This is a genomic window from Chryseobacterium sp. JV274 (assembly GCF_903969135.1).
Lineage (GTDB): Bacteria > Bacteroidota > Bacteroidia > Flavobacteriales > Weeksellaceae > Chryseobacterium.
On the sequence record NZ_LR824569.1, the window covers coordinates 2,868,410 to 2,891,040 of the forward strand.

The 22,631-nt window shown below is 38.7% G+C and carries 15 protein-coding genes, 2 tRNA genes and 3 rRNA genes; 8 read left to right on the top strand and 12 right to left on the bottom strand.

The features are described from left to right. Window positions 1-57 precede the first annotated feature (57 nt). A complete protein-coding gene (locus CHRYMOREF3P_RS13235) occupies window positions 58-2,484 on the top strand; it encodes a TonB-dependent receptor plug domain-containing protein (protein WP_180564815.1) in 2,427 nt (808 codons plus the stop codon). Window positions 2,485-2,526: 42 nt separating this feature from the next. Here the strand turns inward: CHRYMOREF3P_RS13235 and CHRYMOREF3P_RS13240 are convergent, their stop codons facing one another. Beyond that, complete coding sequence (locus CHRYMOREF3P_RS13240; protein WP_180564816.1) at window positions 2,527-3,744, bottom strand: PQQ-dependent sugar dehydrogenase; 1,218 nt, start codon at window positions 3,742-3,744, stop codon at window positions 2,527-2,529. Window positions 3,745-3,849: 105 nt separating this feature from the next. Here CHRYMOREF3P_RS13240 and CHRYMOREF3P_RS13245 point away from each other — a divergent pair, with 105 nt between their 5' ends. The 3 genes from CHRYMOREF3P_RS13245 to uvrB all read left to right on the top strand — a co-directional run bounded on the left by CHRYMOREF3P_RS13245 (window position 3,850) and on the right by uvrB (window position 8,132). Beyond that, window positions 3,850-4,221 carry a BlaI/MecI/CopY family transcriptional regulator gene (locus CHRYMOREF3P_RS13245; RefSeq protein ID WP_077419391.1) on the top strand — a complete coding sequence of 124 codons (372 nt, stop codon included), beginning with the start codon at window positions 3,850-3,852 and terminating at the stop codon, window positions 4,219-4,221. 2 nt (window positions 4,222-4,223) lie between these two features. Continuing rightward, the gene (locus CHRYMOREF3P_RS13250) at window positions 4,224-5,993 is read left to right on the top strand and encodes a M56 family metallopeptidase (protein ID WP_180564817.1); all 1,770 of its coding nucleotides are present in this window, start codon (window positions 4,224-4,226) and stop codon (window positions 5,991-5,993) included. Window positions 5,994-6,140: 147 nt separating this feature from the next. Then, window positions 6,141-8,132, top strand: a complete 1,992-nt coding sequence (gene uvrB / locus CHRYMOREF3P_RS13255; protein ID WP_180564818.1) for an excinuclease ABC subunit UvrB — start codon at window positions 6,141-6,143, stop codon at window positions 8,130-8,132. Window positions 8,133-8,212: 80 nt separating this feature from the next. Here the strand turns inward: uvrB and CHRYMOREF3P_RS13260 are convergent, their stop codons facing one another. From CHRYMOREF3P_RS13260 to CHRYMOREF3P_RS13275, 4 genes are all read right to left on the bottom strand, one after another. Continuing rightward, window positions 8,213-8,440: a DUF3820 family protein gene (locus CHRYMOREF3P_RS13260; RefSeq protein WP_077419572.1), complete on the bottom strand. Its 228-nt coding sequence runs from the start codon at window positions 8,438-8,440 to the stop codon at window positions 8,213-8,215. A gap of 21 nt (window positions 8,441-8,461) precedes the next feature. Further along, complete coding sequence (locus CHRYMOREF3P_RS13265; protein WP_077419388.1) at window positions 8,462-9,541, bottom strand: AI-2E family transporter; 1,080 nt, start codon at window positions 9,539-9,541, stop codon at window positions 8,462-8,464. Window positions 9,542-9,552: 11 nt separating this feature from the next. Then, entirely contained in the window at window positions 9,553-10,281 is a 729-nt protein-coding gene (locus CHRYMOREF3P_RS13270) for a beta-carotene 15,15'-monooxygenase (RefSeq protein ID WP_047381924.1), read from the bottom strand. A gap of 72 nt (window positions 10,282-10,353) precedes the next feature. Then, window positions 10,354-11,076 (bottom strand): hypothetical protein, encoded by a 723-nt coding sequence (locus CHRYMOREF3P_RS13275; protein WP_232539029.1) that lies wholly within the window; start codon window positions 11,074-11,076, stop codon window positions 10,354-10,356. 47 nt (window positions 11,077-11,123) lie between these two features. Between CHRYMOREF3P_RS13275 and CHRYMOREF3P_RS13280 the strand changes: the two genes are divergently transcribed. Continuing rightward, window positions 11,124-12,101, top strand: coding sequence for an aminodeoxychorismate synthase component I (locus CHRYMOREF3P_RS13280; protein WP_077419386.1), 978 nt, complete (start codon window positions 11,124-11,126; stop codon window positions 12,099-12,101). Then, a complete protein-coding gene (locus CHRYMOREF3P_RS13285) occupies window positions 12,085-12,711 on the top strand; it encodes an aminotransferase class IV (protein WP_077419385.1) in 627 nt (208 codons plus the stop codon). The genes CHRYMOREF3P_RS13280 and CHRYMOREF3P_RS13285 overlap by 17 nt, the downstream gene beginning before the upstream one ends. Before the next feature lie 2 nt (window positions 12,712-12,713). On the opposite strand, the gene menD is transcribed toward CHRYMOREF3P_RS13285, so the two are convergent. Continuing rightward, window positions 12,714-14,384, bottom strand: coding sequence for a 2-succinyl-5-enolpyruvyl-6-hydroxy-3-cyclohexene-1-carboxylic-acid synthase (gene menD / locus CHRYMOREF3P_RS13290; protein WP_180564820.1), 1,671 nt, complete (start codon window positions 14,382-14,384; stop codon window positions 12,714-12,716). 84 nt (window positions 14,385-14,468) lie between these two features. On the opposite strand from menD, the gene CHRYMOREF3P_RS13295 reads away from it, so the two are divergent. Further along, window positions 14,469-15,419, top strand: a complete 951-nt coding sequence (locus CHRYMOREF3P_RS13295; protein ID WP_047381935.1) for an isopenicillin N synthase family dioxygenase — start codon at window positions 14,469-14,471, stop codon at window positions 15,417-15,419. Between the two features lie 106 nt (window positions 15,420-15,525). Here CHRYMOREF3P_RS13295 and CHRYMOREF3P_RS13300 read toward each other — a convergent pair whose 3' ends face one another. Beyond that, the gene (locus CHRYMOREF3P_RS13300) at window positions 15,526-15,798 is read right to left on the bottom strand and encodes a bacteriocin-like protein (RefSeq protein ID WP_077419382.1); all 273 of its coding nucleotides are present in this window, start codon (window positions 15,796-15,798) and stop codon (window positions 15,526-15,528) included. 226 nt (window positions 15,799-16,024) lie between these two features. Here CHRYMOREF3P_RS13300 and CHRYMOREF3P_RS13305 point away from each other — a divergent pair, with 226 nt between their 5' ends. Further along, a complete protein-coding gene (locus CHRYMOREF3P_RS13305; protein WP_175627299.1) occupies window positions 16,025-16,186 on the top strand; it encodes a bacteriocin-like protein in 162 nt (53 codons plus the stop codon). A 736-nt stretch (window positions 16,187-16,922) separates the two neighbouring features. Here CHRYMOREF3P_RS13305 and rrf read toward each other — a convergent pair. From rrf to CHRYMOREF3P_RS13330, 5 genes are all read right to left on the bottom strand, one after another. Beyond that, window positions 16,923-17,030, bottom strand: a 5S ribosomal RNA gene (gene rrf, locus CHRYMOREF3P_RS13310). 143 nt (window positions 17,031-17,173) lie between these two features. Next, a 23S ribosomal RNA gene (locus CHRYMOREF3P_RS13315) occupies window positions 17,174-19,932 on the bottom strand. Window positions 19,933-20,135: 203 nt separating this feature from the next. Beyond that, a tRNA-Ala gene (locus CHRYMOREF3P_RS13320) sits at window positions 20,136-20,209 on the bottom strand. A gap of 83 nt (window positions 20,210-20,292) precedes the next feature. Next, a tRNA-Ile gene (locus CHRYMOREF3P_RS13325) sits at window positions 20,293-20,366 on the bottom strand. Window positions 20,367-20,563: 197 nt separating this feature from the next. After that, window positions 20,564-22,080 (bottom strand): 16S ribosomal RNA (locus CHRYMOREF3P_RS13330). The 16S, 23S and 5S rRNA genes sit together here with 2 tRNA genes alongside, the layout of an rRNA operon. Window positions 22,081-22,631 lie beyond the last annotated feature (551 nt).

Sequence of the window (22,631 nt, forward strand, 5' to 3'; positions counted from 1 at the left end):
TGGATTTAAAAATAAATATTGATAATTTTGATTAAATCACCACTCAAAATTATCTATATGAAAATAAAATACATCAGCATTATTTTTCTTGGAGTTTCCACCCTATCCTATGCCCAGCAAATAAAGGATACCCTGAAAGAATCTAAGATAGACGAAGTCGCTATTACCGGAAGCCGGAATAAAAAAAGAACTGTAGTAAATACACCCGTTCCTATTGATATCATCGACATCAAACAGGTAAGCCAGTCAACTGGGCAAGTAGAAATCAACCAGCTTTTACAGTTCTCTGCACCTTCTTTCAATTCCAACAAACAATCAGGGTCTGATGGAGCTGATGCAGTAGATCCTGCCACTTTAAGAGGCTTAGGCCCAGATCAAACCCTACTCTTATTAAATGGAAAAAGATATCACCAGTCTTCACTGATCAATCTTTTCGGAACTAAAGGAAGAGGAAATACGGGATACGATATGAATACCATTCCCATTGGTTCCATAAAAAGAGTGGAGGTCCTTCGTGACGGAGCTTCAGCTCAATATGGCTCAGATGCTATCGCAGGGGTAATCAATGTTATTTTGAATGATCGTGATAAAGGTTTTGAGGGAAATCTATTCACAGGAATGAACCTTTTTAAAAGTCCCGGAAATAATGATGTCGTTTCTGATCATAAAATAGACGGAACAACCGTTGATTTCAGTGGAAATTTAGGAACTAAAATAGGTTCAAAAGGAGGTTTTGGAAACTTTACAGTAGAGTTTATGAACAAAGATTATGCGATACGAAATGCAAATCCTGATGTGTATACTGCACCAAGGCAGCGTTTCGGGGATGCAAAAGCTCAAAACATTTACTTTTTCGGAAATATTGAGCTTCCTTTATCTGATGGTCTGAAATTCTATTCTCGTCAGGGCTTTTCCCATAGAAATACCAAAGCTTACGCATGGACCAGATCAGCAGATGCAGACGGAAATATTCCCGAAGTTTACCCTACAGGATTTAATCCGATTGAAAATACAAGTATTACAGATTTTACGTTTGATAACGGTCTGAAATTTAAGGTTGCTGACTGGGACGTAGATTTTTATAATGCTTTTGGCAACAACAGATTTACCTATCAGATTGACAATACGATTAATGCTACTCTGGGCATCAAATCACCTACAAGTTTTAATGCCGGAGGACATTCATTATTACAGAATACAACCGGCTTTAATGCAGTGAAACAGTTCAAAGTGCTGGAAGGGCTAAACGTTGCTTTCGGGTCGGAATTCAGGTATGAGAAATTTGATATCATCAAAGGAGAAGAAGCTTCTTATGCCATGTATGATGTCAATGGAAATCCTGTAACCGCCAGTACTCCTCCAAACCTTCTTGTTACCAACCCTTTAAGCGGTAATGTAAGACCAGGCGGTTCTCAGGGATTCCCGGGATATTCAACAGATATTGGCAAAAGCAGAAATAACTTTGCCGCCTATGTAGACACCGAGTTGGATGTTACAAAAAACTGGATGATAAGTGTTGCCGGAAGATTTGAAAATTATAATGATTTCGGAAGTACCCTGAATGGAAAATTTGCGACAAGATATGCGATCACACCGCAGTTCGCTTTTCGTGGTTCCGTTTCCACCGGGTTCAGGGCACCTTCTCTGGCTCAGAAATACTACAGCCAGCAGTTTACCAATTTTCAGGGTGGGCAGTTGGTTACTATTCAGCTAGCTTCTAACGATAGTAAAATTGCAAGCAGTCTTGGAATTCCTCAATTGAAGCAGGAAACCTCTGTGAACGGAAGTGCCGGATTTACTTTCAATACAGGAAAATTCACAGCGACAGTGGATGGATATTATATTCAGGTAAAAAACAGAATCGTTCTTACCGGATATTTCGCACAGCCAGACTTGCCTGCAGATGTTCAGGCAGATAATCCATTTATTGATCAGGTACAGTTCTTTTCCAATGCAATAGATACCCGCACAAAAGGGGTTGACCTTATTTTAAGTTATACTGAAAATCTTGGTTCCGGGAAACTGACTGCTACCTTAGCCGGAAACTATAATGATATGGAAATTACCAAAGTGAATACTTCAGAACAGCTGGCAGGAAAAGAAGATATTTACCTGAGTAAGAGAGAAAAAGCTTTTATCCTTGCTTCTGCTCCAAAAACAAAAGTTAATTTAAATCTCAATTATAAGATCAACAAATTCAATGCGAATCTGCAGTTGGTAAGATTTGACAAAGCAACACTAATTGGTTATGATGGTACAGAACAGCTATATAATCCCAAAGTAACTACCGATCTTTCTTTTGGTTATGAATTTTGTAAGAATCTGAACCTAACTCTAGGTAGTAAAAATCTATTCAACAGATATCCTACGCTGCAAACCACTCATGTAAGCGAGGGAAATACAGAAGGCGGAGGTATTTTTGACCCTGTTCAGATGGGATTTTCCGGAAGACAGGTTTTTGCCAGACTTAACTTTAAGTTTTAACTGAAAATAAAAACTCCTGAAAATTTTCAGGAGTTTTTTTATTTATTTTTTTGAAATCTTATACAATTTACCACTGTCGGTTACCGCATAAAGATTTCCGTCCATTCCATTCAATACATCCCGGAAACGTTCTTTCTGATCTGCAAGAAGACGTTCTTCACCCACTACTTTATTATCTTTCATTACAATTCTGTCAATATGCTCACCACTTAAACATCCGATAATCAGGTTTCCTTTCCACTCCTCAATATTTCCTGTATAAAAAGTAATTCCGCTTGGTGAAATCACAGGATCCCAGTAATAGACGGGCTGCTCAGTACCTTCTCTTTGAGTGATTCCTTGCCCTACTTTATCTCCTGAATACTCAATTCCATACGTCACATCTCCCCATCCGTAATTTTTTCCGGGTTGAATCAGGTTGATCTCATCTCCGCCTCTCGGGCCCATCTCCACATCCCAAAGATTTCCATTAGGATCAATGGCCATTCCCTGCGGATTACGTACACCATAAGCATAAATTTCAGGTTTATAGCCAGATTTTCCGATAAAAGGATTTCCCGGAGCCGGTTTTCCGTCTTTTGTGATTTTTAGAATTTTCCCAAGATAATTATCCGTTTTCTGAGCATACACACGGGTTACTTTATCTGATCTTTCTCCTGTACTGACAAATAAGTTTCCATCTTTATCAAAAGCCAAACGGCTTCCATAGTGCTTATCTCCGTCATAAGAAGGTTCCGCACGGAAAATAACTTTTACTTCTGAGATATTTTTGAGATCTGCAGACAGCTTACCTTTCGCTACAGAAGTTAAATTTCCTTTTCCAAACGGTTCCGAAAAACTGAAATAAATAATACTGTTGGTAGTAAAATCAGGATCAAGAGCTACATCAAGCATTCCACCCTGCCCTTTTGAATCTACTTTTGGAAAGCCTTCTATTTTTGATACCTGCTTTCCATCTGTTGAAACAACATTCATGTAACCTTTTTTGTCTGTGATCAGAAATTTTCCGTCAGGTAAATTGATAATCCCCCACGGTCTTCCCAAATCTTTATTCAATACCTCTACATTATAGGCCGTTGTGCTCTTTACTGCCTTGATTCTTGTCTGCCCTTTAAATGCCGGTTTGTAGTCAGAATTAGGCTTCTCTGTTTCTACACTTCCATCATTTCCGGTTTTCTGAGCATTCGCATGATTTTCTTTGCATGAAGAAAAAATAAGAAAAAAACTCAGTGCCGGGATATAAAATTGATTGATTTTCATAATATTATGATTGGTGATTGTACAATGAATGGAAAAATAATGCCATAAAGTTTGTGTGTTTCATTTTTTATTCTACATTTGTAGAACAAATTATAACATTGTAGAATGAAAGAGATTAAATTAACAGATTCTGAAAAAATTCTCATGGACATCCTTTGGGAGAAGAAAAAGATTTTCATGAAGGATATTCTGGAAGCCTACCCAGACCCTAAGCCTGCTGCAACTACTATTGCAACCTTGCTTAAAAGAATGCAGAACAAAGAACTTGTAGGCTATAAAGTGTATGGAAATTCCCGTGAATACTATCCGAAAATAGAAAAAGGGGAATATTTCAAGGAGGAAATGTCATCCATGATTGATCGTTTTTTCAACAGCTCGGTAACACAGTTTGCATCCTTTTTTACATCGAATGCCAAGCTCAGCCAAAAGCAGCTGAAAGAACTCCGCGATATTATAGATGAACAGATAAAAGAATAGATATGACAGCTATTATTCTGAAAATAGTTCTGTGTTCTTCTATTTTCATTGCCGTTTATTATCTCTTCCTGGAAAAAGAAAGAATGTACAGATTCAACAGATGGTATTTGCTAAGTGCTATACTCCTTTCTTATATAATTCCATTGATCAACATTACCATACAAAGACCTGAAGCAGAGACTAAACCACAAATGATCATTGAAGAAACAGCTCAGCAAATGGTCTTTATTCAGCCGGAACCGGAAAGTTTCAACTGGATGAATATTATATGGGCTATTTATGCTGTAATCACACTTTTTCTACTGATAAAAAGCCTTTTCGCTCTTTTAGCTGTCAGAAGAATTCAGGGAGAAAAACAAATTTATGAGGATTACAATATCCTATTAACGAGTGAAAGCCTTTCTCCTTTCAGCTTTTGGAATACAATATATATGGGGAAAAGTTATATGGAAAATAATGTCATTGACCAAAGGATTTTCCTGCACGAAAAGGCTCATATTGACCAGAAACACAGCATAGATCTAGTAATACTGAATCTTTTAAAGATTTTTACATGGTTCAATCCTGTTCTTTTCTTATACAAAAAAGCAGTGATCACGAATCACGAATTTTTAGCAGATGAAGCGGTTCTGAAAAAGAATTATAATATTAAGGAGTACCAAAACCTTATTCTTGAAGAGATTCTTAGCCGCCAAAATCCTCCTCTTACTCATTCATTTAATTTTAATAACACCAAAAAAAGATTTATTATGATGAAAACAAAAAAATCGAAATTCAGTCTGTTAAAGAAAACAGCTGGAATCACAACATTGATCGTCGCTGCAGTATTACTTTCTGAAAGAACTTATGCAGGCAATCCAGCGAATGTTCAGATGCCTGAAAAAATAGCAGAAACTTCTGTTCAGGCTAATAGCCAGAATTCTTACCAGGAATTTAAGGACATATTAGCTAAGTATGCAGATTTGCTGAATCATGGGAAATATGCTGAGTTTTCAAAAAACGTTACTGAAAGTGATAAAAAAAGGTTGGCAGAACTCTATCCTTTACTTAATGAAAATCAGAAGAATGAACAGAAAATCACATTCTTTGCGCTGCCTGAATTGAAAAAAAGAATTCCAACAGAGAATGAGCTGAAATCATTCTTAAATAAAAATGAGTATGCAGTCTGGATTGATTCAAAAAAAATTGAAAACAGCGTTTTGAAAAACTATAAAAAAACAGATTTTTCAAATGTTTCTATCAGCAAAATTTATCCGAATGCAAAAACAGCAAAAAATCCTCAGCCTTATCAGGTTAGCTTAATGACTCATCCCTATTTTGCAAAAACTAAAGAAGAGGGAAAATCTTCAATGATGATGGGTTTTAAAAGACAAGAGCTAAAAAAAACTCAGGATACCATAACGCCACGAGAAAACAATATAGTGAGCAGCGAAGGTAAAAACACAAACTTACAGGAAGACAAAACCTTTGTGAGTGCTGAATATCCAAATGGGATGAAAGACCTTAGAACAAAAATAGGCAGAACCATGGATCTCAATACTCTGAACTCAGTAAACGGAACAATAAAAGCTTTTGCGTATGTTCATATAGACGAAACAGGGAAAACAACCAATGTGACAGCCTCCGGTGACAACGATGTTTTCAATAAGGAATTCCTTAGAACAATGACTGCAATAAGCAGCGAAACAGTCTGGAAACCCGCCACAAAAGATGGGAAAGCCATCGCTTCGGTATTAAAAATCCCCGCAACAATGACTTTTACCAAACCTTAATAATGAAAAGCGCTAAAAATTAGCGCTTTTTATTATTTCAATTATTCTTGTTGAGACTGTTAAAATTTTATTATCAAAATATTCATCTTCAAAACATTATCCTGTCTAATAATTTCTTTTGTATTTTTGTTGTATACATTCTTTTCTATGGATTTTAAGCTTCAATCAGAATATAAACCTACCGGAGATCAGCCCCAAGCTATTGAAAAACTTACTGAAGGTATAGAGATCGGTGAGAAATATCAAACACTTCTCGGGGTTACCGGCTCCGGAAAAACTTTTACTGTTGCGAATGTTGTAAAAAATGTTCAGCGCCCAACCTTAGTTCTGGCACACAATAAGACTCTTGCGGCACAGCTCTTCATGGAGTTTAAAGAGTTTTTTCCGGAAAATGCCGTGGAATACTTTGTAAGCTATTATGATTACTACCAGCCTGAGGCTTATATTGCCACAACAGGAACTTATATTGAAAAAGACCTGAGCATCAATGAAGAAGTTGAAAAGCTACGTCTTTCTGCAACAGCCAGTCTGCTTTCCGGAAGGAGAGACGTTTTGATTGTGGCATCCGTTTCCTGTATTTATGGTATCGGAAACCCTACAGAATTTCATAAATCTTTAATTTCCATTACTATTGGTGAAAAAGTGACAAGAACAGCACTTCTCCACTCATTAGTCAATGCATTATATGCCAGAACATTAAATGAATTTCAACGAGGAACATTCCGTGTAAAAGGAGATGTAATTGATGTTTTCCCTGCTTATACTGATAATGCGATCAGAATTCAGTTTTTTGGGGATGAAATTGAAAAAATTCAAAGTTTTGACCCAGTTACGGGAAATGTAGAGGATAATTTTGATCAAATACAGATTTACCCTGCCAATCTTTTTGTAACATCGAAGGAGACCTTAAATGGTGCCATTAAAGATATTCAGGATGATATGGTAAAACAGGTTGATTTCTTTAGCTCTATTGGAAAACCATTAGAAGCCAAGCGACTTCAGGAAAGAACCGAACTGGATCTTGAAATGATTAAAGAGCTGGGCTATTGTTCAGGAATTGAAAACTATTCGAGATACCTGGACGGCCGTCTTCCGGGAACAAGACCTTTCTGTCTGATTGATTATTTTCCTAAAGACTTTTTAATGGTTATTGATGAAAGCCACGTAACAGTTCCACAGGTTCATGCCATGTATGGAGGTGACCGAAGCAGAAAAGAAGCACTAGTGGAATATGGTTTCAGACTTCCGGCTGCAATGGATAACAGACCTTTAAAGTTTGAAGAATTTGAAGCCATTCAGAATCAGGTAATTTATGTATCTGCAACTCCTGCAGATTATGAACTTGAGAGAACCGGAGGAGCTTATATAGAGCAGATCATTCGCCCAACTGGACTTCTTGACCCGATTATTGAGGTAAGACCTACTATCAACCAGATTGATGATTTGATGGAGGAAATCCATAAAAGATCTGATGCTGATGAAAGAGTACTGGTAACCACTTTAACGAAGAAAATGGCGGAAGAGCTTACGAAATACTTTATTAAATTCGGAATCAGAACAAGATATATTCACTCTGATGTTGAAACGCTGGAACGTATTCAGATCATGCAGGATCTACGTCTGGGTCTTTTCGATGTGCTAATCGGAGTTAACTTATTACGAGAAGGATTGGATTTACCGGAGGTTTCGTTGGTTGCTATTCTGGATGCTGATAAAGAAGGAATGCTGAGAAGCAGAAGATCAATGATTCAAACCGTGGGACGTGCTGCAAGGAATGTGAACGGAAAAGCGATTATGTATGCTGACAAAATCACCAAATCTATGCAGGCTACCCTGGATGAAACTGAATACCGCCGTGCTAAACAAATACAGTACAACGATGATCATGGCCTGAAGCCAAAAGCATTAAATAAAAAGATTTCTGAAAATCTTGTCGGAAGAAGCAAAGACTTCCCTGATGAAAAATATACTCAAAAAGAGATTCTTCAAAAAGTTGCCGAAACAAAAGCAACCTATGCAAGTGAAGATATAGAGAAAATGATTACGCAGAAGCAGAAAGAAATGGAAGCTGCTGCAAAAAATCTTGACTTTATAAAAGCAGCCAAACTGAGAGATGAAATTACAGCTTTGAAAGCTTAAATAAAACTGTTTTATAAAAAGTTTCGGCGGCATCTTTGATGCCGCCGAAGCTTTATTCTGAGATTGAAATATTTTAATTTTTATAATCCGTTTCTTACTGCTGCTCTGATAGGAGTCAAAAGATCCATCAGACCATTTAATTTGATCTCATAAACTGTTGAAAGCTGCATTCCCAGTTTTCCCTTTGGCATTCCGTTTCTGTTGAACCATTCCAGGTAGCTTACCGGAAGATCTACCAGGACCGTTCCTTCATACTTCCCGAAAGGCATTTTCATGACACAGATTTCTTTTAATATTTCCGGATTGATTCCTTCCACGCTTTTATATAATTAAATTAATTTTTCTTCAAGATCATTCTTATTGGGTAATTCGAGGTCTGGAGGCGTATCTTCGTCTGAAAATTCATTTCTGTACACCTGAACCAGAAGAAGTGTCAGTGAGATCAGAATAGGCCCGAAAATAAGCCCCATGAAGCCAAAAAGATTCATTCCCATGATAATTCCGAATACAGTATTCAAAGGGTGGATATTTTCCAGTTTTTTCAAAAGGGTAAAACGAAGAAGATTATCTGTAAGGCCAACCACAACAACACAATAGATTGCTAAGCCGACTCCCTGTACTGTATTTCCTTCAGCAATCATAAAGATACACACCGGAGCATATATAATAGCAGTTCCTACCACAGGAATTACTGAAGCTGCTGCCGTCAGTGCAAAAAGGAGTATTGCTCCCGGTGCCCCAAAAATAAGATATCCTATAAGCGCTACGATCCCCTGTCCTACTGCCACAACGGGAATTCCGATAGCATTGGCCATAATCAGTTTTCTCATTTTATCGCCAATCAAAGCAATGTTGGATCTCTTCAATGGTGCGGAAGAAGTAAGAATCTTTTCGAAGAGTCTTGGTCTTTCCAACATAAAATAGAGTATAAAATACATGGACATCACTACGGTAAGCGTATTGAAAGTACCACTGACTGCAGATGTAGAAAACTTCCCTACATTATCTTTCAGTTTTGCCATATTCTCTTTGCTCAGAATATCAAATCCTGTTTTAGAGAAAATATAAGAATGTATTTTATCCAGGAAAATATTGAACTTGGCCATATAAGCCTGTGCATTTCCCAGCTTATCAATAATCAGATCGGCAATAAAATAGATAGGAAGAATAAGAACGATAAGACTCGCAAACATTAATGCAAACGCAGCAAGCGAAGGTTTCCATTTTTTTTCTTCCTGCAGATAAAAGTTATACTTCCTGCAGACTACATAAATGGTGATTGCTCCCAAAACGGAGGGAATAAACAATGCCAGATTAAAACAGATCAACCCTGCCAATACCACAATAATGGCCAGCAACGACATCTGCTTTATCGCAACACTGCTTATTTGTTTGTCCTTATTCATCATGTATTTTATATTTATTTACTGTACATAATTTGTCTTGGTTTTCCTAAGAAAGCACAATACGTAGAGTACATTACAATCATAATAAACGGAGCGGTTAAGATTACCCCAATTCCGCAAAGAATAACCCCTGCAATAGAGATCAGAAACCCTAAGAATCCGGTTAGTAAGAAAATCCCATAATTTTCTTTAGCAATATTGAAAGATTTCCCTAAGGCATCTGTAGCTGAAGCATTTTCAAATAACAGAATTGGATACCCTAATAAAAGGAAAGGATATACAAAAATAATAGGCAGCACACACAATGCAAGAGCAACTGAAGAAATAATCCCCGATAGAAGACTGTAGATCAATATATTTACAAAATTCTGACGGTATCCGATGAATAGATCAGAAAACTCAATAGGACTTTTGGTATTATATTTATTCACCATGTAGATCAATCCTACATACAAAGGAGATAATAAGAGACCGAAAAGACTGGAAGCACCCATATACAAAGGAAGTCCCGGAGCACTCCAATAATTAAAGTCACCTCCTGAAGATTTCATATCTTCTACGATAGAAGCAGAGTCAAATCCAGTAAGCATCTGAATAACAGATCCTCCAACCAGATAAATAATCATTGCTACGATTCCGTAACCGAAAACACCTTTATACATTTCAAAGGCATGAGAAATAATCGACCCCGTATCTCTGTTAGGTACAGAGCCTTGCTGATCAAATTCGTTAAATTCAGACATAGTTTAAATATTTAATGATTTTACCAAATTTAGCTTTTTTTAGTAAAAAATCATATCAAACACGAATGAATTTTAACTTTTCTCTGAAAAAACAGTTTTATAAAGTGAATATATCATAGCATTCCAAAACGGGAATGTGAAAAGTCCTCCTATCAAAAACAGAGCAAAACCCAAATACTTAAATAGAAAAGCAACAATTACACAAACCATTATTTCCACAAAATACATTTTAAGGGCTTTAAAGTTCAGAGAAATTGCTTCAAATATCCTTTTATTCGTAAAAAACATGAGCGGCGCTACAAATAGGGTCACTGCAACCCAAACCACCGCCAGTATTACGGTAGGAATTGTAAATCTGTAAATAAAGAACCAGAAAAGAAAATACCCTACATATTTAAAAAAGTTGAGCCCATTGTACCCTGCGAACAGATCCCCGATCACAATATTTTCTTTAAGATCAATTTTCCTGAAGATCTGGAACATCCCAAGATTTAATGGATACAAAAACGCTGTAGTTCCCCAGATGGCCAGTGTAAACATCTGATAATTTTCGGTAGCTGTTATTTCTTCCATTTTTTTCAGATACACCTTAGTGCCTTGCAAAAAGGCCTCCTCCAATTCTTTATTGTAAGAGAAAACGTCATATTTCGCTCCAAAAAGCATAACAGCGGTAAGCAATATTGCAAAAAAGATGATGGAAAACATCAACTGAAAGACCAGTGTTTTATTCCAATAAAAAAAAGCCTGCTTCAATATAAAATCTAGTCCCGGTTTCTGAGGATATTTGTTCTGCATCATAAAAAATTTATGCAAAAGTAAACATCAATAATTATTTTTGCAGAATGTTTTCAATGAATCATCAAAAATTTATGGAAATGGACGAGCTTTCTCTTCAGAAGGTTCCCTATTTTTTCGTAATCGACTTTCTCTCGGAGAATGTCGAAATATATCAGCAACATGAAATTGAAAAATCAGGTTTAATTATTGATTTTCAAGAGTTTTCAAACATAAAAGAAACACACACGCTAGATAAAAAAGTACTCTGGAAGTCGTTTCCTGAAACGTTGGAAAGCTTTAAAACCGGCTTTGATAAGGTTCAGAAAAATATTCGTTTGGGAAACTCTTATTTAGTAAACTATACTAGAAAAACGAAAATAGAGACAAATTTAACCTTAAAAGAGATTTTTTATCATTCAAATGCAAAGTATAAAGTTTTTTATAAAGATTTTTTTGTATTTTTTTCTCCTGAAACTTTTGTAAAGATCATTAACGGTAAAATTTTAACCTATCCCATGAAAGGTACTATTGATGCCTCTATTGAAAATGCTGCGGAAATACTGAAAAATGATAAAAAGGAAAAAGCAGAACATTACACTGTAGTAGATCTGCTCAGGAATGATCTGAGCATGGTGGCTGATGATGTAAGTGTGGACCAGTTCCAGCATATTGATTTCATCAAAACCCAGCAAAAGGATCTGTATGCAATGAGTTCTGAAATTTCAGGAATAATAAAACCTGAATTTGATGGAAAAGTAGGAAGTATTATGCAGAAGCTTCTTCCTGCTGGCTCTATTTTAGGAGCTCCCAAGCCTAAAACGCTGGAAATAATTCTGGATGCGGAAGGGTATGAAAGAGGATATTACACGGGCGTTTGCGGCTGGTTTGACGGCGAAAATGTTGACAGCTGTGTGATGATCCGTTTTATAGAAAAAGAAGGAAATCAACTCTATTTCAAAAGCGGAGGCGGTATAACGCATATGAGTAAATTAGAAGACGAGTATCAGGAAATGAAAAATAAAATCTATGTCCCAATTCATTGAAAGCATTAAAGTAGAAGATCAGGAGATTTTTCTATTAGACTTACACCAGAAACGTGTCAATCAAACATTTTCCCATTTTGGGAAAGAAGACTCTATTGATCTGGCCAAGATCTACAAAAATCTGCAGCATGACGAGGATGGTCTTTTCAAACTAAGAATTTCTTATGATCTCGACAAAAGAGTCAGGACACAGATGATTCCTTATGCTATTCCTGAGATTCAGAATTTCAAGCTGGTAGAGAACAACAGTTTTGATTATTCATTTAAGTTTGAAGACCGTAAAGAGTTGGATAAAATGAAGATGAAATCCAAAGCAGAAGAAATTATCATCGTTAAAAATAATCATATCACCGACACCTCTTTTTCCAACCTTTTATTTTTAAAAGGGAAAGACTGGTTTACTCCCGCTACCTATCTTCTGAACGGGGTACAAAGACAACATCTTTTAAAGCATAAAAAGATCAAAGAAACGGAGATCACTTTACAAAATATAAAGCAATTCACCCATTTCCAGATCATTAATGCATTGAATGATTTTGATGATATGTTCATCTATCCCATCGACAGAATTATCAATCTGCCGGGGAATGAAGAATATCTTGATCTTTAAGATTATTTCATAAATTCAAAGTATGACTTCAGTACATCTGCGCTATTCTTCCCGTGAGTATTTACTTCAAGGATTTTTGGCTGTGCGTCAGGTTTGAAGAAATTCTCAAGAACTCTGTCAAGCGTAATTTCATCCTCTACCTTTATGTAGGAGAACCCAAAGTGCTTGGCAAGAGATTCTGCATTTTTACGGTGTTTTGTGGCAATAAACTCGTCTAATGTATTCGGGTTGGCATTTCCGGGACCAGGAATGATTTTAAAGATATTTCCTTCACCATTATTGAAGATCATAATTCTTACGAACGGCGGAATATATTGATTCCAAAGTCCATTGATATCATAAAAGAAACTTAAATCTCCCGTGATCAGTAAAGTAGGGTTTTCATTTTTAATAGCAAACCCCATTGCCGTAGAAGTAGATCCGTCAATACCACTTGTTCCTCTGTTACAGTACATTTTTCGTTTTCCAAAATCAAACAGCTGTGCATATCTGATCCCGGAAGAATTACTGAAATGGATGTTATAATTTTCAGGAATCGTCTGTGAAGCCTTATTGAAGAAATAAAAATCTGAGAAATCAATCGTATTTAAAAACTGCTCGTGTTTAGCATCTTTTTTATCCCTTAAAACGTCCCAAAGGTTAAAATAAGGTCTAGGCTCCAGATTGATAAATTTCAACAATTTTGAGAAGAAAACTTCAGGCTTAACTTCAATTTTTTCTGTCAGTGAGAAATAAGTATCCGGCTGCCATACTTCATCCAGATGCCAATGCTGCTTAGGACGGGCACTTCTCAGGAACTGTTTTACTTTTTTGGAAACTACATTCTGCCCTACTGTAATCAACAGGTCGGGGGCATAGGTTTTATAGTCTTCTTCTGTAAAATTAAATATATAGCGGTCTATATGTTTGAAAAACTTCTCATGATGCAGGTTAGAATTAGCTTCGCTTAAAACAATAACAGAATGGTTTTTCACCAATTGCGTCAATTGATTTTCCAACTCAGGACTGTAATCTCTTGTTCCTACCAACAGCATAATTCTTTGTGAAGTGTGCCATTCTGCAATTAAATTTGAAGGGATTTCATACTCTTTATGCTTGATTGTTTTTTCTACCGTAGGAAAAGTAGGAAGTTCTGATACAAGCTCATACAAAGGCTCCTCCAATGGAATATTAATATGTACAGGCCCCTGCTTTTCAAAGCAAAGTTCAATGGCTTTTTTAATGATATCGAAATTAATATCTTCTGCATGTTCTTTGCTGTCTTCCAAAAGCTGGAAGTCACCATAAGAATGCTGATGAAAAACATCCTTCTGTCTTATCGTCTGCCCATCGAACAGATCAACATAATCAGTCGGTCGGTCAGCAGTAAGTACCAAAAGTGGAATATTCTGATAAAAAGCTTCAGTAACAGCAGGATAGTAATTTACCACTGCAGATCCACTGGTACAGGTAATTGCTACCGGCTTCTTTTCGCTTTTCGCCATTCCCATTGCCACAAAAGCAGCACTTCTTTCGTCTACAATACTGTAACAGTTGAAACTATCTACCTCTGAAAAATGAATGGCCAAAGGAGCATTTCTTGACCCCGGAGAAATTACAATATCAGCAATTCCGTACTGTTGAAGAAGATGTGCAAGTATTTGGATACTTCTCTTAGAAGAATATTTTTTCATACAGCAAATTTAACTTATAAATAATGATTTTAAAATCATTTAATTTAAAAAAAATGTAATTTTGCTATTCGTAAATTTCTAAAAATGGATAAAATACCTAGTGTAGACCTGCGTGATTTCCTTTCGGACAACCCGGAACGCAAACAGAAATTTGTAAATGAAATCGGAAAAGCTTATGAAGAAATTGGTTTTGTAGCCTTAAAAGGCCACTTTCTTGATGACAACCTAGTGGATGATTTGTATGGAGAGGTAAAAAACTTTTTTGAACAGCCAGTGGAAACAAAAAAGAAGTATGAGATTCCAGGTATTGGCGGCCAGAGAGGTTATGTAGGATTTGGAAAAGAAACTGCAAAAGGTTTCAAAAGAGGAGACTTAAAAGAATTCTGGCACTTTGGGCAATATTTGTCTGATGATTCAAAATACAGAACTGAGTATCCAGACAATGTAATCGTTGAAGAACTTCCGAAATTCAACGAAGTGGGTAAAGAAGCATTCCAGATGCTTGAGAAAACAGGACAGTATGTTCTAAGAGCTTTAGCATTGCACCTTGGTTTAAATGAATTTTATTTTGATGACAAAATAGCAGAAGGAAATTCTATTTTAAGACCTATTCATTATCCTCCAATTACTGAAGAGCCGGATGATGCTGTAAGAGCTGCTGCTCACGGTGACATTAACCTTATTACTCTTTTAATGGGAGCACAAGGGAAAGGACTTCAGGTTCAGAACCACACCGGAGAATGGATTGATGCCATTGCAGAACCGGATGAACTGATGATTAATGTTGGAGATATGCTTTCAAGACATACCAACAACAAACTGAAATCTACAATCCACAGAGTGGTAAACCCGCCAAGAGAGCTGTGGAGTACTTCAAGATATTCAATTCCTTTCTTTATGCATCCTATCAGTGCAATGTCTTTAAATGCACTTGAAAATTGTGTAGACGAAAATAATCCAAAACTATACGAAGATACAACTGCCGGAGAATTCCTGCATGAACGCTTGATCGAATTAGGATTGATTAAAAAATAAATAAAGAGGCTGTCTCAACGTTGAGACAGCCTTTTTTATTCTATTCCTTATTATAAGAAATATACAAACACATTTACATAGCAAATTGATGTTTAATCATTTTGTTTTATCCTGTTATACAATAAAATTCAGGACATGGTGTAGGCTGTGTAAAAGTTCCCCACGGACAGATACAGGTATAAGAATCACCACCACCGCCAGGATTTCCTCCACCTCCCGGATTTCCTCCGTAAGGCACACATTTTCCACCTGAACAGATCTCCCCCGCAGAGCATCCTCCTTCTCCTGGGCCTCCGCCTTCAAAACAATAGGCCGGGAAGTCTACTCCGGCTACAATACTTCTCTTGTCTTCTCTTGAAAGTTTTTTTAGATTTTTCATAGTTTTTGATTTTTAGTATTTCCTACTCTATAAGCTTTTCGGATAACGCTTACTTAAAAATAATATTTATTCCTTTAATAATCAAATATTTAAATAAAATTGAGTTTCTAATAAATTCAAGAGACACTGGTTTCATTAAAATTTATTTTTTTATATACCATATCCTGTTTAATTTAAAATATTTTATTTATTTTTACTTTACCTACAAATTTTTAATTAAAAAAATATGAAAAATTTAAAAAAACTACAAAAAGATCAATTAAAAAACATTTCTGGAGGTGCTACTCTTCCTGAAATAGATTTCTGTATGTATTATTGCAGCGGAGTAATTGTTTGCGCTACCTGCAGTGATGATTTCAAATGCCCGGACACAAACAGTGATATGTAAGATTGAAAATCAAAATGTGATAAAATAGCACCGTTTCTTTAGAGAAGCGGTTTTTTATTTCTTTTGAATTAAAATAAGATGGATTTTGGTAAGTTATACATCTTTCTTACATCTGAGTAAGCCTTCAAGTATAATAATCGATTTATAAGCTTAAATTTAAAGTATTCTTAAGTAAGATTTATATATACGATAAAATAGGAGTGATGAGGAAATACTTTAACAAATTTCAGAAGCCTTCTCCCGCTATCCATTCATACTCCTCACGCCAGGCTGCCCTACGCTGCATCCCACTGGCTCTCCCAGGCATGCTGCGGGGTAACCATTACTATCGGGGCTAGGAAGAAGTCTAATTATGAATTATAAGTTATGAATGATGAGTTGTGTGGCTCTGGGTTCTGCGTATGAACTGTGGATGAGAAATGATAAGTTCTAAATCGAACTAATATCCCTTTTTCCGATTATGTCATTCCGTAGGAATCAAGGCTTATTAGAATCTTAAGAGTTCAAAGGAATACTATAGATGTTTTAATATTTAAGTGATTGATAAATTGATAATCTTAGATCTACTTAATTATAAAATTTAAAAGGTATTGTATAGACTCTACGGAGTGGAGTATGTATCAATGATGTATATCTATTGCTCATTACTTATCTTTTAGGGTTGTGCTTGGTTTGGGTATACAGCAAAAAAAAATCCTTTATCTTATGATAAAGGATTTTTTAAAAATAAAATAAAAACTGGCGGCGGCCTACTCTCCCGCTTTCGCAGTACCATCGGCGCTGGTGGGCTTAACTTCTGTGTTCGGAATGGGAACAGGTGAGCCCCACCGCTAAAACCACCCTAAAGAAGGTATATAAGGCTGCACGGTATAGATAAAAGGATACAGGTTTTACCTGCTTCCCAATAGCTACCATCTGCTACCTGGTTATTTTCGATAAAAACTTTCACAAAGAGGTAACCTTGCTGCACTTTCGTGCGCCATATTAGGCTATAAATCTACGGGTAATTAGTACTACTCGGCTATGACATTACTGTCTTTACACCTGTAGCCTATCAACGTCGTCATCTCCAACGACCCTTAAAAGATGTCTCATCTTGAGGCGAGTTTCGCACTTATATGCTTTCAGTGCTTATCTCTTCCAAACGTAGCTACTCAGCAGTGCACCTGGCGGTACAACTGATACACCAGAGGTTTGTTCAATTCGGTCCTCTCGTACTAGAATCAAGCCCTCTCAAACATCTAACGCCCGCAATAGATAGAGACCGAACTGTCTCACGACGTTCTGAACCCAGCTCGCGTGCCACTTTAATGGGCGAACAGCCCAACCCTTGGGACCTTCTCCAGCCCCAGGATGTGACGAGCCGACATCGAGGTGCCGAACCTCCCCGTCGATGTGAGCTCTTGGGGGAGACTAGCCTGTTATCCCCGGAGTACCTTTTATCCTATGAGCGATGGCCCTTCCATACGGAACCACCGGATCACTATGTCCTGCTTTCGCACCTGATCGACTTGTAGGTCTCACAGTCAAGCACCCTTATGCCATTACACTCTACGCACGGTTACCAAGCGTGCTGAGGGTACCTTTGAAAGCCTCCGTTACTCTTTTGGAGGCGACCACCCCAGTCAAACTACCCACCACGCAATGTCCTTCCCTTAAGAAGTTAGGCTCCAAGTAAGTAAAGGGTGGTATTTCAACGTTGGCTCCACCTACACTAGCGTGCAAGCTTCAAAGCCTCCCACCTATCCTACACATTACTTACTCAAAGTCAATACGAAGTTATAGTAAAGGTTCACAGGGTCTTTTCGTCCCATTGCGGGTAATCGGCATCTTCACCGATACTACAATTTCACAGAGCTCATGGTTGAGACAGTGCCCAGATCGTTACACCATTCGTGCAGGTCGGAACTTACCCGACAAGGAATTTCGCTACCTTAGGACCGTTATAGTTACGGCCGCCGTTTACTGGGGCTTCAGTCAATGCCTTCGGTTTAACCCTAAGCACCTTCCTTAACCTTCCAGCACCGGGCAGGTGTCAGACCCTATACTGCATCTTTCGATTTTGCAGAGTCCTGTGTTTTTGATAAACAGTCGCCTGGGCCTCTTTACTGCGGCCACCATTGCTGATGGCGTCTCTTCTCCCGAAGTTACGAGACTATTTTGCCTAGTTCCTTAACCATGATTCACTCTAGCACCTTAGGATTCTCTCCTCGACTACCTGTGTCGGTTTTGGTACGGGTTGCTTCACTTCGGCTTTTCTTGGAAGCACTTTCCCTACAGCAGCTTCGCCCGAAGGCTAGGCCTTGACTATTCCGTCAGTCTCCAGTAAGTACGGCACTCCGTCCCCTTTTTAGTGTGAGCAAGTATGGGAATATTAACCCATTGTCCATCCACTACCCCTTTCGGGTTCGCGTTAGGTCCCGACTAACCCTCAGCTGATTAGCATGGCTGAGGAAACCTTAGTCTTTCGGTGAGCGGGTTTCTCGCCCGCTTTATCGTTACTTATGCCTACATTTTCTTTTCTATCCGCTCCACAATACCTCACAGTACTGCTTCAGCGCAAATAGAATGCTCTCCTACCAGATGTACATAAAGTACAAATCCATAGCTTCGGTAATATGTTTATGCCCGATTATTATCCATGCCGGACCGCTCGACTAGTGAGCTGTTACGCACTCTTTAAATGAATGGCTGCTTCCAAGCCAACATCCTAGCTGTCAATGCAGTCCAACCGCGTTGTTTCAACTTAACATATATTTTGGGACCTTAGCTGTTGGTCTGGGTTCTTTCCCTCTCGGACATGGACCTTAGCACCCATGCCCTCACTGCCGTAGAACATTTATTAGCATTCGGAGTTTGTCAGGAATTGGTAGGCGATGAAACCCCCGCATCCAATCAGTAGCTCTACCTCTAATAAACTTATATACGACGCTGCACCTAAATGCATTTCGGAGAGTACGAGCTATCTCCCAGTTTGATTGGCCTTTCACCCCTACCCACAGGTCATCCGAAGACTTTTCAACGTCAACCGGTTCGGTCCTCCACTCTGTGTTACCAGAGCTTCAACCTGCCCATGGGTAGATCACAAGGTTTCGCGTCTAATCCTACTAACTATACGCCCTATTCAGACTCGCTTTCGCTCCGGCTCCGGTACTTAATACCTTAACCTCGCTAGTAAAATTAACTCGTAGGCTCATTATGCAAAAGGCACGCCGTCACAGCTTAATGCTGCTCCGACCGCTTGTAGGCGTACGGTTTCAGGTTCTATTTCACCCTTCTATTCGAAGTGCTTTTCACCTTTCCTTCACAGTACTTGTTCACTATCGGTCTTTCAGGAGTATTTAGCCTTGGAGGATGGTCCCCCCATATTCAGACAGGATTTCACGTGTCCCGCCCTACTCATTTATCACTCAAATATGCCTTTCATATACGGGGCTATCACCCTCTACGGCTGTTCTTTCCAGAACATTCTATTAAACATATATCAGCTTTTGGGCTAATCCGCTTTCGCTCGCCACTACTTACGGAATCTCTTCGATTTCTTTTCCTCCGGGTACTTAGATGTTTCAGTTCTCCGGGTTTGCTCCTCTTACGAGGTGACTGGTCTTCAACCAGCCGGGTTGCCCCATTCGGACATCTGCGGATCAATTCGTGTGTGCCAATCCCCGCAGCTTTTCGCAGCTTACCACGTCCTTCGTCGCCTCTGAAAGCCTAGGCATCCGCCATACGCCCTTAACGATTTCTTTCCTAATAATTATATTAGTTCAGTATTTTTTGATAAATTTAATTTATCGATATTTTTATAAACTCGGCACTCGAAAGTGCTCGGTTATCTCTTTGTGATGTCTTTACCGTTAATGTCAATGATCTTAAATTCTTTTTGTACAACTGATGAACAGATATTGTTTTTGGCTCTATCCGTAACTTTTAAATCAGTCTTCCAAAACTGTGGAGAATAAGGGAGTCGAACCCTTGACCTCCTGCGTGCAAGGCAGGCGCTCTAGCCAGCTGAGCTAATTCCCCCTCTAGTTGCTGTTGGCTATTTGCTTCTGGCTTCTGGCATTTTTGCCATCAGCTATAAGCTATTTGCCAGCCGCTTTAATTAGTAGTCTCGGGCAGGCTCGAACTGCCGACCTCTACATTATCAGTGTAGCGCTCTAACCAGCTGAGCTACGAGACTTTATATGAGTTATGGGGATGAGTAAGTAAGTTATACTTTTCCTCTTCTTCATTTCTCAATCTCTTTCCCTATACTAATTTCTAGTGGGTGTTGTATTTTTTATATAACCAACCAAACAAAAAACTAAAGCTTTACTTTGAAGTAAGTGCATGGTACATTTAAGTACCTTTGTTTTTTTATCGTCTTACGACGCTCTAAAATGAGATGTTCCAGCCGCACCTTCCGGTACGGCTACCTTGTTACGACTTAGCCCTAGTTACCTGTTTTACCCTAGGCAGCTCCTTTTACGGTCACCGACTTCAGGTACCCCAGACTTCCATGGCTTGACGGGCGGTGTGTACAAGGCCCGGGAACGTATTCACCGCGCCATGGCTGATGCGCGATTACTAGCGATTCCAGCTTCATAGAGTCGAGTTGCAGACTCCAATCCGAACTGAGACCAGCTTTCGAGATTTGCATCACGTCACCGTGTAGCTGCCCTCTGTACTGGCCATTGTATTACGTGTGTGGCCCAAGGCGTAAGGGCCGTGATGATTTGACGTCATCCCCACCTTCCTCTCTACTTGCGTAGGCAGTCTCACTAGAGTCCCCAACTTAATGATGGCAACTAGTGACAGGGGTTGCGCTCGTTGCAGGACTTAACCTAACACCTCACGGCACGAGCTGACGACAACCATGCAGCACCTTGAAAAATGTCCGAAGAAAAGTCTATTTCTAAACCTGTCATTTCCCATTTAAGCCTTGGTAAGGTTCCTCGCGTATCATCGAATTAAACCACATAATCCACCGCTTGTGCGGGCCCCCGTCAATTCCTTTGAGTTTCATTCTTGCGAACGTACTCCCCAGGTGGCTAACTTATCACTTTCGCTTAGTCTCTGATTCCGAAAAACCAAAAACGAGTTAGCATCGTTTACGGCGTGGACTACCAGGGTATCTAATCCTGTTCGCTCCCCACGCTTTCGTCCATCAGCGTCAGTTGTTGCTTAGTAACCTGCCTTCGCAATTGGTGTTCTAAGTAATATCTATGCATTTCACCGCTACACTACTTATTCCAGCTACTTCAACAACACTCAAGACCTGCAGTATCAATGGCAGTTTCACAGTTAAGCTGTGAGATTTCACCACTGACTTACAGATCCGCCTACGGACCCTTTAAACCCAATAAATCCGGATAACGCTTGCACCCTCCGTATTACCGCGGCTGCTGGCACGGAGTTAGCCGGTGCTTATTCGTATAGTACCTTCAGCTACCCTCACGAGGGTAGGTTTATCCCTATACAAAAGAAGTTTACAACCCATAGGGCCGTCGTCCTTCACGCGGGATGGCTGGATCAGGCTCTCACCCATTGTCCAATATTCCTCACTGCTGCCTCCCGTAGGAGTCTGGTCCGTGTCTCAGTACCAGTGTGGGGGATCACCCTCTCAGGCCCCCTAAAGATCGTTGACTTGGTGAGCCGTTACCTCACCAACTATCTAATCTTGCGCGTGCCCATCTCTATCCACCGGAGTTTTCAATTTAAAATGATGCCATTCTAAATATTATGGGGTATTAATCTCCCTTTCGAAAGGCTATCCCCCAGATAAAGGCAGGTTGCACACGTGTTCCGCACCCGTACGCCGCTCTCTCATTTCCGAAGAAACAATACCGCTCGGCTTGCATGTGTTAGGCCTCCCGCTAGCGTTCATCCTGAGCCAGGATCAAACTCTCCATTGTATGTTTGTCTGACTCACTCAAAGTTTTTTTACGCTTTAGTTTTTCCTTACTTGGTTGTTATATTGTATGTCAATGATCTTTATATCTTTCGCTTTGTAACGAAGCACTCTCTTCTGTCAGTGGCGCTCCGTATTTGCGAGTGCAAAAGTAAAACTTTATTTCTTAATGACCAAATGTTTTGAAAGAAAATTTTAAAGTTTTTTAAGTAACCTTAATCCCTCTCCTAAACCTCAATCACTCTACTCCTGCGCTCCCTTTATTTGGGACTGCAAAGATACAAACTCTTTTTAAACTCGCAACTTTTTTTGATAAAAAAATTAAAGTTTTTTGTCTGCCTCTTTTTTGAAGTATCATAATGTCTATGCTTATCTAAAAGCTCTCCTGCGCTACTGTATTACTCTCGTTTTTCAGTGGGGCAAAGATAACAACTTATTGCAACGCAAAACAACTTTATTTAACATAAATTTTACACACCCGTAATATTTAACCCTAATACGCTGGAACGCAGAGAGAAAAATTTTAAACATTTGTTTGGGATTCCAAGTGGAAGG

What these genes read in the sequence shown, in the direction of transcription:
- CHRYMOREF3P_RS13235 (WP_180564815.1), top strand. Translation starts at nt 58, where the DNA reads ATGAAAATAAAATACATCAGCATTATTTTTCTTGGAGTTTCCACCCTA.
- CHRYMOREF3P_RS13240 (WP_180564816.1), bottom strand. Translation starts at nt 3,744, where the DNA reads ATGAAAATCAATCAATTTTATATCCCGGCACTGAGTTTTTTTCTTATT.
- CHRYMOREF3P_RS13245 (WP_077419391.1), top strand. Translation starts at nt 3,850, where the DNA reads ATGAAAGAGATTAAATTAACAGATTCTGAAAAAATTCTCATGGACATC.
- CHRYMOREF3P_RS13250 (WP_180564817.1), top strand. Translation starts at nt 4,224, where the DNA reads ATGACAGCTATTATTCTGAAAATAGTTCTGTGTTCTTCTATTTTCATT.
- uvrB (WP_180564818.1), top strand. Translation starts at nt 6,141, where the DNA reads ATGGATTTTAAGCTTCAATCAGAATATAAACCTACCGGAGATCAGCCC.
- CHRYMOREF3P_RS13265 (WP_077419388.1), bottom strand. Translation starts at nt 9,541, where the DNA reads ATGATGAATAAGGACAAACAAATAAGCAGTGTTGCGATAAAGCAGATG.
- CHRYMOREF3P_RS13270 (WP_047381924.1), bottom strand. Translation starts at nt 10,281, where the DNA reads ATGTCTGAATTTAACGAATTTGATCAGCAAGGCTCTGTACCTAACAGA.
- CHRYMOREF3P_RS13275 (WP_232539029.1), bottom strand. Translation starts at nt 11,076, where the DNA reads ATGCAGAACAAATATCCTCAGAAACCGGGACTAGATTTTATATTGAAG.
- CHRYMOREF3P_RS13280 (WP_077419386.1), top strand. Translation starts at nt 11,124, where the DNA reads ATGTTTTCAATGAATCATCAAAAATTTATGGAAATGGACGAGCTTTCT.
- CHRYMOREF3P_RS13285 (WP_077419385.1), top strand. Translation starts at nt 12,085, where the DNA reads ATGTCCCAATTCATTGAAAGCATTAAAGTAGAAGATCAGGAGATTTTT.
- menD (WP_180564820.1), bottom strand. Translation starts at nt 14,384, where the DNA reads ATGAAAAAATATTCTTCTAAGAGAAGTATCCAAATACTTGCACATCTT.
- CHRYMOREF3P_RS13295 (WP_047381935.1), top strand. Translation starts at nt 14,469, where the DNA reads ATGGATAAAATACCTAGTGTAGACCTGCGTGATTTCCTTTCGGACAAC.
- CHRYMOREF3P_RS13300 (WP_077419382.1), bottom strand. Translation starts at nt 15,798, where the DNA reads ATGAAAAATCTAAAAAAACTTTCAAGAGAAGACAAGAGAAGTATTGTA.
- CHRYMOREF3P_RS13305 (WP_175627299.1), top strand. Translation starts at nt 16,025, where the DNA reads ATGAAAAATTTAAAAAAACTACAAAAAGATCAATTAAAAAACATTTCT.